At 50.1% G+C, this 14,753-nt stretch carries 9 protein-coding genes; 7 read left to right on the top strand and 2 right to left on the bottom strand.

Features of this window, described 5'->3' with window-relative positions:
• Positions 1–138: 138 nt before the first annotated feature.
• On the bottom strand, positions 139–2,235 hold the full coding sequence (locus tag FXO21_RS22095) for a CehA/McbA family metallohydrolase domain-containing protein (protein WP_149642114.1): 2,097 nt from the start codon (positions 2,233–2,235) through the stop codon (positions 139–141).
• 240 nt (positions 2,236–2,475) lie between these two features.
• Here FXO21_RS22095 and FXO21_RS22100 point away from each other — a divergent pair, with 240 nt between their 5' ends.
• The 7 genes from FXO21_RS22100 (at position 2,476) to FXO21_RS22130 (ending at position 12,227) form a co-directional block, all read left to right on the top strand.
• Positions 2,476–2,979, top strand: coding sequence for an RNA polymerase sigma factor (locus tag FXO21_RS22100; RefSeq protein ID WP_192579297.1), 504 nt, complete (start codon positions 2,476–2,478; stop codon positions 2,977–2,979).
• 84 nt (positions 2,980–3,063) lie between these two features.
• Positions 3,064–4,044: a FecR family protein gene (locus FXO21_RS22105; RefSeq protein ID WP_149642116.1), complete on the top strand. Its 981-nt coding sequence runs from the start codon at positions 3,064–3,066 to the stop codon at positions 4,042–4,044.
• 78 nt (positions 4,045–4,122) lie between these two features.
• Positions 4,123–7,680: a SusC/RagA family TonB-linked outer membrane protein gene (locus tag FXO21_RS22110; protein WP_149642117.1), complete on the top strand. Its 3,558-nt coding sequence runs from the start codon at positions 4,123–4,125 to the stop codon at positions 7,678–7,680.
• Positions 7,681–7,697: 17 nt separating this feature from the next.
• Positions 7,698–9,443, top strand: coding sequence for a RagB/SusD family nutrient uptake outer membrane protein (locus FXO21_RS22115; protein ID WP_149642118.1), 1,746 nt, complete (start codon positions 7,698–7,700; stop codon positions 9,441–9,443).
• A 16-nt stretch (positions 9,444–9,459) separates the two neighbouring features.
• Positions 9,460–10,356, top strand: coding sequence for a DUF6528 family protein (locus FXO21_RS22120; protein WP_149642119.1), 897 nt, complete (start codon positions 9,460–9,462; stop codon positions 10,354–10,356).
• A 194-nt stretch (positions 10,357–10,550) separates the two neighbouring features.
• Positions 10,551–11,522 (top strand): T9SS type A sorting domain-containing protein, encoded by a 972-nt coding sequence (locus FXO21_RS22125; RefSeq protein ID WP_149642120.1) that lies wholly within the window; start codon positions 10,551–10,553, stop codon positions 11,520–11,522.
• A gap of 12 nt (positions 11,523–11,534) precedes the next feature.
• A complete protein-coding gene (locus FXO21_RS22130; RefSeq protein ID WP_149642121.1) occupies positions 11,535–12,227 on the top strand; it encodes a BclA C-terminal domain-containing protein in 693 nt (230 codons plus the stop codon).
• Between the two features lie 80 nt (positions 12,228–12,307).
• Here the strand turns inward: FXO21_RS22130 and FXO21_RS22135 are convergent, their stop codons facing one another.
• Entirely contained in the window at positions 12,308–14,725 is a 2,418-nt protein-coding gene (locus FXO21_RS22135) for an ABC transporter permease (protein ID WP_149642122.1), read from the bottom strand.
• Positions 14,726–14,753: the final 28 nt, after the last annotated feature.

Genomic DNA, 14,753 nt, shown 5'->3' on the forward strand with positions numbered 1-14,753 from the left:
GTCATGTTGGAGTTATACCGATGCCGAATAAAGACTTGAAAATTAGAACGTTATATGTGCATTCTAAGGGGACTATTAAGACAGAACGCAAAAGAGGCAAACGGGATAGTAATTAGCGATATACAATACCTCAATGACCTATTTGCCAGAACCCGCTTCCAGATGAAAGGTTTGACTGAAAGCGCCGTTTACAGCGCTGTCCCAGGCTTCTATCCGCATCCATTTTCTGCCTTTGAGCTGAGGGCTAAATTGAAATTGCTGCGTTCCGAAGGCGTGGGTTTTGGTCAGGTCTATCCGCTCGCGGTACACCTTTTCTCCGTCGCCTGAAATGATCTCCACAAAATTCATCGGGAAGGTCCAGCTCAATTTTAAACTTACATCGGCGGTTCCGTCTGCATTCAAGGTTATTGTTTCGCCGGATAATTTGCCATTTGCTTTCAACTCGTGCATCAATACTTCCCCGGTGGTCGAGAAGAACCTGCCTTGCTGCATGGCATTTACGACGGGTAGCCAGCCTTCATCATATTTAGGAAGCTGATCGAGCATCAGGTAATTGACGTTCATATGCGCGTACATTTCGTTTTCGTGGGTGACGGTAAACAGGTCGGCCTCCGCGATGACGGTTTTTTTTTCGCCCCAGTTATTCATGTCATCCAGCAGATCGAGCACGCGATTGCCCAGGCGTGGCTCAGAGAGATCGGCCGGCATGGCTTTCCAGGCAGCGCCCATAAAGCGGTCTGATTTATAAAAAGCTTCGTGATTATAAATGTCCGGCGTGTTGACCGACCCTTTTGTCCGTGCATGGGCGGTCCAGGCTAGTCCCTGCTCTTCCTGCAGCAGTTTCAGCATGTCGTTTTTATTGCCGATATGATATACCTTGCCAAACCCCGGCCTGTTTTCAACAAAAGGCACTTCCTTGCCGCGCGACATAATCCAGTATACTGGTTTTGGGAAAATATTCATCCAGTGTCCCCCGAAAAATTCATTTGGCTCTTCTCCCGGCATTAACAGAAACTCGTTGTCCGACAGTCGCTTACATTGTTCAAACAACGCTTTCAGCTCTTTAAGTCTGAGTGAATCGGGGCCTTTCGGGTGCGCTGTGTAGTGAAATTCTCCCAAATGCACCATATCAACACCCAGCCGCTTGAATACCTCGACGAACTCAGGCTTTTCGGGAACTGGCTTCCCTGCCAGCACCACATTCATGATAAATTCATTGTGGAAATGGCTCGACATGGTTTTGAAGCCCGGCAGGCTGACATAACGATCGGCATTCGTGAATTTTTTGACCGACCCGATTGCTTCTGCATTGCCCGCGTCACTAAGCAGGCAGAAAAAGTTAAGGCGCTGCTTCGTTTTCGGCGGCGCATTGAACCAGGGGACAAAGCGCCGGTCCCCTTCCAGCTCCTGCCTGATCCCGATTCCGTAACCATCCAGCATATTCCGGTGATTTTTGCCCTGCCAGATAAATTTCAGGTTGAAAGCTTCGTCGAGCGGATAAAAATACTGGTGGGGTGGAGGAAAAATGGCCAGCGAGCCTTGTACAGCCTGCGCGGCGATAGTCCTGTATTTCACGGAAAGATTTTTAGCAGGGTCATTATATTGCACTGCGGCTGATTCCAGCTGATCATTCGTATTGGCCCACGACAGGGTTTTCCATTTTTCCGTCCTGCTGATCAGCCCGGCGTCGTAGACGATCGCAGTCGCCTCTGCATTGGTTGATATCACCGCGGCAACGTTGAACAGCGGGCTGCCATTGTAAAACGTTACCTCCAACGCCCCGGAAAACCGGTCGGCCGCCAGTGTACCGACGGTAACCACCGTGCGGCTGCCGATGCTTTTGACCGAGATACTGTTTTTTTTCAGGACCACCGGAAAAGTTTGGAAAGGCCTTTGCGGAACTTTGTCGAAGAAAATATTCCATCCGTTCTGCGAAAGCAGGTCACGCTTGCCGACGGTGAGCAGAAATGCCGCGTCCAGCTCTTCGGATATGGTGACAGGCGAAGCCCTGGTGCCCAGTGCAATGCGCCTGAACAGCGCGCCGGAAGGCGACATATCGAACTGCACCCTGCCAAATCTGCCTTCACCAGCCGGCCATGTAATTTCTATCAGCTCTTTCTGGCTGGTCACGCTCGCTTCCCCTTTCCGGTTAAACTGCGCTGTGTTCAATTTCACCTGCGCCTGCGTAAACATTGGCACCAGGATAGCGGCGATGAGTAAGAATCTGAATTTCATGAATGGACTTTGAGAATTCTGAGATCGGTTTCCTTATCTGCCATAAGGTAATAGAGAGTCACATTTACCCAAAGCCTGTCTCTTTTAAAGCGGGCTGAAATTCATTTCTTAACATTTCCTTAATGCCGATCCTGGGTATTGCCATCGCTGGTCTGGCTAATTTTATGCGCTCATTCTGGCGACAGCTACCAGCCAATGGAACCAAAACAATTACGGTCCGATCAACACTGTTTGCAACAGATGCAGATCGGGGATAAACAGGCTTTTGAAATCCTTTTCCGGAGGTACTATCCGTCTCTGCTCGATTTTCTGCGCATTCTGCGGGCGGAGCGGGAGGCTGCGGAGGATATTTTGCAGGATCTTTTTGTAGAGATCTGGCTGAAAAGAGATGAACTCACGATCCATTCTTCTTTCAAAGCTTACCTGTATACCGCGGCCAAAAACCGGTTTTTCAATTATCAGAAAACGATTACCCTTTCGAGTGTGGACGTGGCCGAAATGATCGGGGCACCTTTGTCCTTTGATCCGGCCGGGCAGCTGGTAGCAGCAGAAATGACGACTGCTTTTAACAGGGAAATGGATGCACTGCCGGCGCAGGCGCGGGAGGCATTTAATTTGCAGCTGGCTGGTGCCCGGCAGCGCGAAATCGCCCTCGAAATGGGTATTTCCGAAAGTACGGTGGAGAAACACCTCGGTAATGCCCGCCGGAAACTGAAAGCTGCGATGACAGGTTACCTTGATTAAATCCCGGTTTATTAAAAAATATTTCCCTGCACACTGGCGGAAAATCCTGGCTTTTCTGTCTTACCCCTGAATTTGAAATAGCAAATGGAGCAAAACGAATTTCTGGATCTGGCAATCGCCTGTCTGGCCGGAGCGGCTACTGACGAAGAGCGCCTGATGCTTGAAAAAATGGTTGTCACCGATGCATCTAAAAAGGCCTTGTTCAATGCCCTGGCTGAAAACTGGCAGGCAGATAACAGCGGTGAAAATGTAAGCCGCGCCTGGGAGAAAGTCGCCGCAAGACTGGAAGACAGTGATTTGCCCCGGCACAAGCGTTTCAGCGCCAAAAACTGGCTTGCAGCCGCAATGCTCGTTTTCTGCGCGGGAATGGGCTGGATGCTGATTACCAAACGTGCCGGAAACCAGAAGGAGGTCGAATCGGTCAGCTGGACAAAAGTGGAGGCAGGTAATACCGTAAAGGATTCCGTGTGGCTGCCCGACGGGACTTATGTACGGCTGAATAAAGGCGCCGCAATTACCTATCCGGACAATTTTGCTGGGACGGAGCGGCAGGTGCGGCTCACAGGCGAAGGGTATTTCGAGGTAAGTAAAAACCCGGTTAAGCCCTTTCTGATCCACGTGGGCAACGCAGTAGTGAAGGTCATCGGAACAGCCTTCAACGTGAGGGAAAACCGGCAGGATACCACCGTGATGGTTGCGGTAATGGAAGGCCTGGTTTTATTTTCCGACAAAACTAAAAACAAAACCGGGTCGCTGCTGAGGGCAGGGTATATCGGGCTGCTCGACCGGGAAAGTATTCAGGTAAGTCAGGGTAATACGACCAATTACCTGAGCTGGTACAGCAACCGGCTGATTTTTGAAAACCTGTCACTGCCGGAAGTAAGCAGGCAGCTGGAACATTTATACGGAGTCAATATCATTATCAAATCGAAAGAACTGAAATCGCTTGCGCTGACAGCCAATATCAATCATGGGAGTTTTGCTGATGTAATTTCCAAAATAGCGTATTCGCTCGACGTGCATTACCGGATCAGCAATTCAGGGACAGTCGAACTTTTTAAGTAACAACAGAGTGCGTATATATATAATCGTTTGGCGGAAGCCAGACTGACAGAAGACCTTTTTCTAATAAAAATCAAAGTTATGACGAACAATTCCTTCACCAGGGTTTGCCTTTGGGGTATGGCGGTGCTTTTTCAAATGGCCACGTTGCTCATGCCCGTCACCGGCTCGCTCGCCCAGCTTGTTTCCAAGAAAAAAGACCTTTACGAAAAGACCCGGGTAAAGTCCCCGCACGCGGCAATGATCACTATGCAAATGCAGCAGGTTACGGTAAGCGAGGCATTACAGGAGATTTCAAGACTGACTAAATCAGGCTTGCTGGTCAACCCGCAGTCGCTGCCGGAAAAGCGGATCAGCGTCTCCCTGAAAAACGCTTCGCTGGAAAAAGCCCTTTCAGAAGTTTTAAGAGGCAGCGACCTCGAAGCGCGGGTTAACGGAGAGGGGGACATTATCGTTAAAAAAAGAATCGCAAATGCGCCAGCCGCAAAAATTACCGCCGACCGGCAGATCCGCGGAACGGTGACGGACAGTGTGGCCAACGAAGTGTTGCCCGGCGTGAATATCCTCATTGCCGGAACGGGCATAGGTACCACTACCGACAGCAAAGGCGTGTTTTCACTTGATATTCCCGAATCCGGGCCGGTAAAGCTGGTGTTCTCATTTGTAGGTTTTATCAGTAAAGAGGTCACCGTACAGGAAAGCCAGGTTTCCCTCAGCATGTTACTCAGCCCCGCGAACGAATCGTTGAGCGAGGTGGTAGTGGTAGGGTATGGCACGCAGAAAAAGGTCAACCTGACCGGTGCCGTGGACCAGATCAGCAGCAAAAACCTGTCAGCTTTGCAGGTGAATACGATTGGAGAAGCATTGCAGGGACAAATTCCCGGTGTATTTGTGGACATAGCCGACGGGAAACCAGGGCGTTTCGCTTCATTTAACATTCGCGGAAATACCTCCATCAATGGCGGAAGCCCGCTGATCGTCATCGATGGCGTGCCGCAAACCGGTAACGACCTTAACAACATTTCGCCTTATGATATTGAGGATATTTCCATTCTGAAAGACGCGGCTTCCACGGCAATTTACGGCGCGCGGGCTTCTTTCGGGGTAATCCTTGTTACCACCAAGCGCGGTAAGAAAGGCAAGCTGAATGTGCAGTACAACAACTATTTCGGGGTAAGCCGCGCCACGCGTGTACCTGAGGTTTACGATAATCCGGTCGATTATATTTCGATCAATGAAAACGAGTTCAACGGAAATATCGGCCAGACGTATTTTACCGACGCCCAGGTTGAATATCCCTACCAGGTAGCCCAGGACCCTTCACTGCCGCATGCGCAGGTACAAATGATCGGCGGTCGCTCCAATTTGCTGCTGGGCGGGGAAGTCCATAATTATTACAAAGAATGGCTGCGCAAGTACACGCCAAAACAAAACCACAGGTTGAGCCTCAGCGGTGGCGACGAGAAATTCCAGTACTACCTTTCGGGCGACTTCAATACGGAGGAGGGCGCCATTAAATTTAAACCGGAGAAAATCAAAAGGTATACCCTGCGCTCAAACCTCACTTACAAGCTGAACGATCACATTTCGCTTTTCAACAATACGACATTTATCAAGCGCACCGAAGAGCACCCCAATCAGTATTTGTACGGTTTTACATCCAATGTGTATCGCTTTATCGAAAACTCACATCCGATGATGCCTGAGTATGTCGACATCGACGGCAAGCAGGTGCCCACGGATATTGGTTTTTATAAGGAGTTTCTGAGGGACAAGTCGGGCATTGAGGAAGGTGTTCACGATGTAAAAACGACTTTGGGGGCAGACGTTTCTCTGTTGAAAAACACATTGAAATTTCACCTGGACGGAACCTACCAGTTTGGCAATACCAATATACTCCGCTGGTGGGACAACAAGGGACCTTACCTTTCAAACTCCTTCAATAACCGCAACATCGTGCTCGATGCCTATGCGGATGCGGGACCGCCGAAAGTTTACCGCAGCATGTGGCGTACCATTACCGGAAACGTCAATGCCTATGGAAGTTACTCCAAAGTGACCGGCAAACATGACGCGACTTTGCTCGTCGGCTACAACCAGGAGAGCTACGACTACCTGTACAGCTACGCCGAACACCAGAATCCGCTCGACGTGGAGCAAAAGTCGCTCAACCTGGCCACGGGCGCGTTCAGTGCCAGCGACGAAGACAGCCGGAATGCTTCGCGAAGCATGTTTTCGAGGCTGATGTACAATTACGACGGGAAATACCTCTTTGAAATGAACGGAAGCTATTTCCTCTCGTCGAAGTTTGCGAAAGAAAACCGGGGACACGTGTTCCTGGCCGGATCGGCTGCCTGGCGGATCTCGGAGGAAAAGTTTTTTGACCCGATCAAAAATGCGGTCAATAACCTGAAAGTACGGGTTTCATATGGTTCGATCGGAAATTCCAACATCGGCTCGTACGATTACATCCCCATTATGGAAGTAGTACAATCGCCCTACACGCTGGAAGGGACGCGCGTGAACTATACCCGTAATCCCCTTCCCAAATCGGCCAATTTTACCTGGGAAACGGTGGAAACTGCCAACTTTGGCCTCGACTTCGGGTTTCTCAGAAACAGACTGAACGGTACCCTGGATATTTACCAGCGGAACACCAGAAATATGCTGGCCAACTACCGTTCCCTGCCTTCGGTTTTCGGGGCAACGGTGCCGAAGGAAAATATTGCTTCCATGCGGAACCGCGGCTGGGAGCTGAACCTCAACTGGGCGGATCAGTTCACATTGGCGAAAAGCGAATTCAATTACGGGATCCGGTTCAATTTATCGGACTACAATTCTGTGATCACCGATTACTATAACCCGACCAACTACCTGGTGGATTACTATAAAGGCCAGCAGCTGGGCGAGATCTGGGGGCTGAACACGCTGGGTTACTTCGCTACCGACGAGGAAGCCAAAAATGGTGCATTGCTGAATACCAGCGGCTACCGGGCATATGCCGCCGCCGGAACGATCAAATTCGAAGATGTAAACGGAGATGGTGTCATCAGCTATGGTTCACGGACGCTGGATAATCCCGGTGATTACAAGATCATCGGCAATACTACGCCGCGTTATCAATATGGCATCACATTGAATGGAGGCTGGAAAGGTTTTGACCTGAATGCATTTTTCCGTGGCGTGGGCAAGCGCGACATTTATCCCGGGGCCGAAGCCGTCAATTTCTGGGGACCTTATAACCGCAAGTACCAGGTGATGCTGAAACACACTGTAGAAGAACGCTGGACGCCTGAAAATCCGGACGCCTATTTCCCCCGCCCGCAGGGTTACCTGGCACTGGCGAGTAATGATCTGGGCCAAAATCAAACCAAATACCTTCAAAATGCGGCATTCTTCCGACTGAAAAGTCTGACGCTGGGCTACACCATTCCGGAGCGATTGACCAGAAAAGTAAAGCTGGGGGGCTTGCGGATGTATGTTACCGGACAAAATCTCTGGGAGAAAACCAAGCTGCATTTCAGCCTTGATCCCGAAGGCTTAACGAAAGATCCTGATGCGAATCAGGGCAGCGTCGGCCTGGGTACTGCCTATCCCGTGCAGCGTGTGTATGCATTTGGTTTTGAGTTAAAATTCTGATAAAAAGATTTCCTGACATGAAAAAGATATTCATCATGCTGCTCGCAGCCGTAACGACCTGGTCGTGCAACAATGACTTCCTCGAATTGCGCCCTGAAACCCAGTTGGGAGAGTCCGAATCATTCTGGACGAGCGAAAGCAGCTTGAAAACCTATTCGGATGGTTTTTACGATTATGTCGACCGCAGCCTTGTCACGGCTGATTTCAGCAGCGACAACTGTGAGCATATGGGTAATCCGCCCGAAATCCGCCGGGGCGTGTATGCCGTGCCCACCGCGCTGGCCAGCGGCGGCTGGAACTGGACGCAGCTCCGGAACATCAATTATTTTATCAATAATATCGAAAAAGCAGAGCTGGCAGCCGCCACCCGGAATGAGTACCTGGGACTCGCCCGGTTTTTCCGCGCATGGTTTTACTACAACAAAGTACGGCAGTTCGGCGACGTCCCTTGGTATTCGCAGGTACTCAATACCAATGATGAAGAACTGATATTCAAAGCCCGTGACCCGCGCACTATGGTGATGGACTCGGTGCTCAATGACCTGGATTTTGCAGTGTCGCACCTACCGGTTGCCAGGTATAAAAACCGCATTTCCAAATGGACTGCGCTGGCGCTGAAATCGCGGATAGGTCTGTATGAAGGAACTTACCGCAAATACCAGACAGCGCAGAAGCTGACGGATTCGGAGCGATTTCTGACAGAGGCCGCCAGTGCAGCGGAAGAACTTATTGCTTCCAATAGTTACAAACTGTACAGCACAGGAAACCCCGATAAGGACTACTTTCAGCTTTTTCAGCCGAAAGACACTTATACCGACGAGGTGATTCTGGCCCGCTCTTCCGATACGCAGACCTTTTACTACACACCCCTGTTCACTTCCACTTCGAACGGTAACAATGGGGCAACACGCTCGCTCGTCTCGTCCTACCTGATGAAAAACGGGCAGACCTTCCAGCAGCGGTATCCAAGCCAGCAGCAGCGCGACACCATGTCTTATTTCTCCGAATTTACCGACCGTGATCCTCGTTTGGCGCAGTCGCTGGTATATCCCGGATATATTCGGGTGGGTACGACCAGCAAGTCGGTGAGTGATTTTGCGCAGAATACCACTGGTTACATGATCCACAAAGCTGTGGGCCCACCGAGCGAAGACCAGGGTGGGGGATACCGGGATGTGATCCTGATACGCTATGCCGAAGTGCTGCTGAACTATGCCGAAGCCAAAGCCGAGCTGGGTACGTTATCGCAGGCTGATATTGACAAGTCGTTAAATGTGATCCGGGCAAGGGTTGGTATTCCGGGTTTGAAACTTCCCGTGGCCGCGGATGCTTACCAGGCATCTTTGTATGAACACCAGTCGGACCCGCTTATCCTGGAAGTGCGCCGCGAACGGAGAAGCGAACTGGCTTTCGAAGGTTTCAGGACAGAGGATTTGAAGCGCTGGAACGAAGGACAGCGGTTCAGGGCGACATATGAAGGTATTTACATATCTGCATTGCACCGCTACATTGATCTTGACCAGGACGGAAAACCTGATCTTTATGTACTGCGCAACAACGAAACGCCGCCTGCAAACCAGATCAGCGGGGTGCAATATTATCGGTTGAACAATGTTGCTGCATTAAGTGAGGGAAATAAGGGACGTCTGGTACCGTATAGCCGGGCACTTCCTGTCTTTAATAACTGGGAATATCTCAGCCCGATCCCGAGTGAGGAACTTACGATAAATACCGAGCTCAAACAAAATCCGGGCTGGCAATAATCTGACTATGCTATTTATGCTGAAAAAAAATCTGACAATAAAGTGGGCGGGCCTTTGGGCCTGCCTGTTTCCCGGGATTACCCTGGTGCAGGGCCAGACCATCCCGCCCAAAGCATTTCTCGTTTGCGGCGATACCAAAGTGCTGATCGTGGATTATGTGCAGTCGAAAGACAGTATCCCGGCGGTGATCTGGGAATGGGATGCTAAAACGGCAGCAGACCTGCCTGAGGCGGAAAAGCCCAAGTTCAGAACGATGGATGACTGTAAGTCAATTGAAAATGGCAGGCGCTTGCTCGTCTCCTCCTCCTCAGGTGCGGTGGCGGTCATTGATATTGCGACAAAAAAAATCGATTTCAGAGCCGATGTGCCCAACGCACATTCGATCGCATTGCTGCCCGGCAATTTCCTGGCCGCCGCAGCTTCTACCCATAAAGCAGGGAATATGCTCATGCTTTTTGATTTGAAAAAAGGGAACAAACCTATCTATACAGATACGCTGTATTCGGCACACGGAGCCGTGTGGAACGCGGGCCACGACCGGCTTTATGCATTGGGTTATAAGGTGCTGCGCGAATACAAACAGGCAGGAGAAAAGCTCGAACTGGTGCAAAAGTGGGCGATACCGGGCATCGGAGGCCACGAGCTGATGATGGCGCCCGGCGGGCAGCATCTGTTTATGACCGAGCATCACGGCGCATGGAAATTTGACATCAAAGCCGCGAAATTCGAAAAGATAGCGGGCTTTCCCGACGCTGAGAATATCAAAAGTCTGGGTCAGGATAAATCGGGCCAATACATTTACACCGTTCCCGAAGAAAGCTGGTGGACCTTTCACGTGCGTTTTCTCAACCCGTTACGCGCATTTGCATTCCCCGGTTTGCATGTATACAAAGCCAGGTGGTTTTGGCATTAAGCCTGCGTTAACATAAAGAAAAACCGCTGCGGGATCAGACCGGCAGCGGTTTTGTCATTTTCAGCGAGTCCATCGTGCATTAACTAGTTGTGGTTGCTTATAGAAATAATTTTATAAAAGGTTGCCGACTTAAAGACGTTTTATCTACTTTTATTGCAATTGTAACCAGTGTAAATTATACTAAACCACAAAAAATGAAACGTTATCTGCTTTTTTGTCAGCTGACGCTGCTTCCTGCTGTGGCTGCTCAGGCACAGTTCGTTGCAGGTCAGGACGGCCTTTTTATTGCCAGTGAAACCCAGGTTGCCATCAATGGGCTTACTATCAGGCCAAGCGCAGACTTCACGCTTGCTGACCGAAGCCTGACGATATCTTCTACGCCTGTCCGCGGTAACCCCCCGGGCATTGGCAAAGTTTATAGTTTCAGTTCGCCGATAGACTTTGCGGGGAATTTAGGTTTCTTCTATTTGCCCACGGAATTGAATGGGAACGAGGAGAACAACCTGCAACTCGCGCACGGTAACGAGACTTTCGTCACCACAGCCGGCAGCACAGTGGTGCCTGCGCAGGGTTACATTTCGAATAATCTGAGTAGTCTGACGAATTTAACTTTCGTCACCGCGAGTCAGGAAGGAGCACTTCCGGTGTCGCTGATCGGCTTTCAGGTAAGTCGCGTTGAAAATTTGACCTTGCTGAACTGGCAGACAACAGACGAAAAGAACAGTGATTTTTTCGAGGTCCAGCAAAGTACCGACGCACGAAAATGGAACGCACTGGGGAAAGTGACGGCCGCGAGGGAAAGCAGAAATTTCAGAGAATATTCCTTTCAGGATCCTGCGTTCAGAAGCGGCCGCCAGTACTACCGGCTGAAAATGGTTGATGCTGATGGGAGTTATGCGTATAGCGAGATACGTAGTGTCCATCTCACAGCGGTTGAACTTGTAAGCGCATATCCTAATCCTGTAACGGAAAAACTCCTCATTAATGCGACCGGGAAAATGGCCAGCATGAAACTTACGGATCTTTCTGGAAGGCAGCTGCTGAACTTACCAAAGCCGGTTTCCGGGCAGGAAGTAAATATGAAGAATTATCCCGCAGGAACTTATCTGGTGCAATTCACTATGACTGATGGTCAGAGCCAGGTCGTGAAAGTTGTGAAACGTTAAAATCTTATATCGATGAAAAAATTATATCAACTATTACTTACGTCATCTTTTGCTTTACTGGCTTTCGGCGCTCAGGCGCAGGTGGGCGTGGGTACTACAACCCCGGACGGTTCCGCCCAGCTTGATGTTACTTCCAACAGCAAAGGTGTCCTGATCCCGCGTATGGCCAGCTTTGAAAGGACCGGCATTAATCCGGCAGCGGAGGGTTTGCTGGTGTACCAGACCGATCCACCTGCCGGGTTCTACTATTATACCGGATCGCAATGGGTGCGTTTGGTCAATTCTGCGGAAAGTGCAACCGCATCCATTCCCAGTCTGTATGCGGGCAATAATACAGGGACCTCTTTGGTGATTATGTTGGGGGGGATCAGCGTCCCATTCCCTTCGCACCAGACTGTTTCGCCCGAATTCACTGTCTTTCCCGGCAGCACGTCTTTCGTTATTAACACTGGCGGACGATATCAGTTGTCTTACAGGCTAAAACTGACAGCTGCGCTTCTTATGTCGACCAGAATTATGCTCAACGGCGCCCCGCTAGCGGGGTCTGAGATCGCGCCGGTAGCTACACTCGATACCTTCTCGACCAGTGTGATTGCAGACGTGTCCGCAGGATCCGTTGTTAACTTACAGGCATTTGGTCTTCTTGGTGTTGCATCGCTGTCAGCTACTGAGTCGCAATACTTCTCGATTGTAAAGCTTCAATAGCGACGAGGCCCGGCTGCTTCCATGCCGGACCTCTTTTTTTAACTAAATTTTTTAAAAGATTTTCGGCAGAAAAATCTATACTATTCCGAACGCAGGGCTTTCACCGGATCGGCCAGCGCGGCTTTAATCGCCTGGTAACTAACGGTAGCCAATGCAATGACAAGTGCCGCAAGGCCTGAGCCAGCGAAGAGCCACCACGGAATTGTAGTACGGTAATGGTAATTATCCAGCATTTGGGACAAAAGATAGTAGCTCAGCGGTGTGGCGATGAAAATGGCGACGACCGTCAGATATACAAAGTCTTTCGTAATCAATTTCCAGACACCGGCAATGGAGGCACCCAAAACTTTGCGGATACCGATCTCGGCCCGCCTTTGCTCAGCTGTGAATGCCGCCAGCCCGAGCAGGCCCAGGCACGATATGCAGATCGCGACTGCGGCGAACAAAAATGTGAGCCTTCCAATCCGGTTTTCTGTTTTGAATTTCGCACCGTACTGCTCGGCTGCAAATTGAAAGTCGAAAACATTACCAGGTAAATGCCTGTCGAACAGCGGGCGGATTTTTGCGATTGCATCTGCTGTTATTACATGGTTATTTAGTTTGATAAACAGATAGTTGGGCGCATAAGTCATAAAGTAAATCGTCTGTTTGACAGGCTCATACGGCGATTGCATGACCATATCTTTTACCACGCCCACAATATGATATTCCGAATCGTTGAAAGTACCGTCTTTCCACCTCACTTTTTTGCCCACCGGGTCGTTGAGGCCCATGTATTTCGCTGCCGATTGGTTGATAATAATTGCGGAGGAGTCGGACATGAACTCTTCTGAAAAATCCCTTCCGGCGGAGATGTGCCAGCCGACTGTTTTGCCATAGGTATGGGACGCCGCGATCACTGCAAATTCGTCCGGGGCATTCGCCGGTTTCCCCGGCCAGTAAAATCCTCTGGAGTTGGAAAGTACGTCGCTAACCGGGCCGGAGGATTGAGCTGCGGAGGCCACGACACCCGATTGAAGCAAGTCATTTTTCAGTGCTTCCAAACGCGGGCTGCCGGGCGGGATCTTTACACTGACCAGTCCCTCTCTATCATAGCCGGTACTTCTGTCCTGTCCGAACTGAATTTGCCGGAAAACTCCCGCTGTGCCGATAATGAGGGAAATGGAAATTGTGAACTGGAAGACAACAAGTGCCCTGCGCGGCCCCGATGTAAGCCGCCAGGTACTGCCGGATCCCGGTTTTAATATGTTGACAGGTTTGAAGGAAGACAGGTACAATGCCGGATAACCACCGGCAATGAGGCTTACCAGGACACAAAACAGCGCACCCGCCAATAGCAGCCAGGGATTGGTGACAATGCCGCCGCCAAAAAGAAATTCTATTTTCTTTTCGGTGATCGCATTGAAAAACGGCAATGCAAGCTGAACCAGCAAGACCGCCAGCAAAAAGGAAAAAGCTACGACAATGAATGATTCGGAAATGAACTGAAGTATAAGCTGCGTCCGCCTGGACCCGATCGCCTTTCGCACGCCCACTTCCCTCGCACGGTGCTCGGAGCGGGCAGTGCTCAGATTTACAAAATTCACACATGCCAGCAGCAGGATGAAGACTGCGATAGCGGAAAAGAGTTTCAGATAGTAGATCTGGCCTCCCGCATTCACACCATTTTCCCATTTGGCATACAAATGCCAGTCGCCCATAGGATGCAGAAAAAGAGCAGTTTCAGTACCCGGGTGGTCGTCGTTTTTCAGGTGGTTTTGCAGCAAACGTGTGATTTTTGCCGATGCGCCTTCAATGCTGCTGTTTTCCCTGGTTTGAACGAGTATCTCAAAAGTTTTTACCTCCCAGTTGTCTTTTACTTCGTTAACCCACTGCCTTCTTTTGGCCGAAGCAAAAAGCTTCCAAGGGGCCAGGAAAGACAGGTTATAGTAATCCGAATTGGAAGGGAAATCCTTGTACACCCCTGCCACAGTCCCTTTCAGTTCATTATCGATGGTGATGGTCTGGCCGATGGGCTGCCGGTCGCCAAAAATGGAAATGGCAGCAGATTCCGATAATAAAAGACTGGAAGGATCAGTAAGGGCTGTCATGCTTCCGCTGATCATTTGCGGCGACAGGATTTTGGGGCCGTCGGGTTCCATAAACCGGCCCTTTTTCCTGAATTTGTTATCGCCCGCCAGCAGGTTGTAGTCTTCGGTATCCCACGATACGGCAACATTTTTAAAATCGTCAGGAAAGTTCTCTCTCAATCCGGCAGCGAGTGGAAACGGCATATTAGGCGAAGTGACCGTATTCCCGTTTTGTACCGTATGGGACATCACACGTGCTGTACGCACAAAGTTTCCGGAGCCTTTGTTATAATTCCATTCGTCCCAAACCCACAGAGAGATGAGCATGGCCATCGCCATTCCAAGCGCCAGCCCTGACACATTGATCAGCGTGTAGCCCTTATTTTTCTGAAATCCCCTGAATGCGATTTTTATATAGTTTTTAACCATTGTGAAGACTGACAGTGGCCAGCAGATG

The sequence above is a fragment of the Dyadobacter sp. UC 10 genome, from assembly GCF_008369915.1.
GTDB lineage: Bacteria > Bacteroidota > Bacteroidia > Cytophagales > Spirosomataceae > Dyadobacter.

Bases quoted from the DNA above. Each gene is read 5' to 3' on its own strand.
- FXO21_RS22095 (WP_149642114.1), bottom strand. From the start codon at position 2,235: ATGAAATTCAGATTCTTACTCATCGCCGCTATCCTGGTGCCAATGTTT.
- FXO21_RS22100 (WP_192579297.1), top strand. From the start codon at position 2,476: ATGCAGATCGGGGATAAACAGGCTTTTGAAATCCTTTTCCGGAGGTAC.
- FXO21_RS22105 (WP_149642116.1), top strand. From the start codon at position 3,064: ATGGAGCAAAACGAATTTCTGGATCTGGCAATCGCCTGTCTGGCCGGA.
- FXO21_RS22110 (WP_149642117.1), top strand. From the start codon at position 4,123: ATGACGAACAATTCCTTCACCAGGGTTTGCCTTTGGGGTATGGCGGTG.
- FXO21_RS22115 (WP_149642118.1), top strand. From the start codon at position 7,698: ATGAAAAAGATATTCATCATGCTGCTCGCAGCCGTAACGACCTGGTCG.
- FXO21_RS22120 (WP_149642119.1), top strand. From the start codon at position 9,460: ATGCTGAAAAAAAATCTGACAATAAAGTGGGCGGGCCTTTGGGCCTGC.
- FXO21_RS22125 (WP_149642120.1), top strand. From the start codon at position 10,551: ATGAAACGTTATCTGCTTTTTTGTCAGCTGACGCTGCTTCCTGCTGTG.
- FXO21_RS22130 (WP_149642121.1), top strand. From the start codon at position 11,535: ATGAAAAAATTATATCAACTATTACTTACGTCATCTTTTGCTTTACTG.
- FXO21_RS22135 (WP_149642122.1), bottom strand. From the start codon at position 14,725: ATGGTTAAAAACTATATAAAAATCGCATTCAGGGGATTTCAGAAAAAT.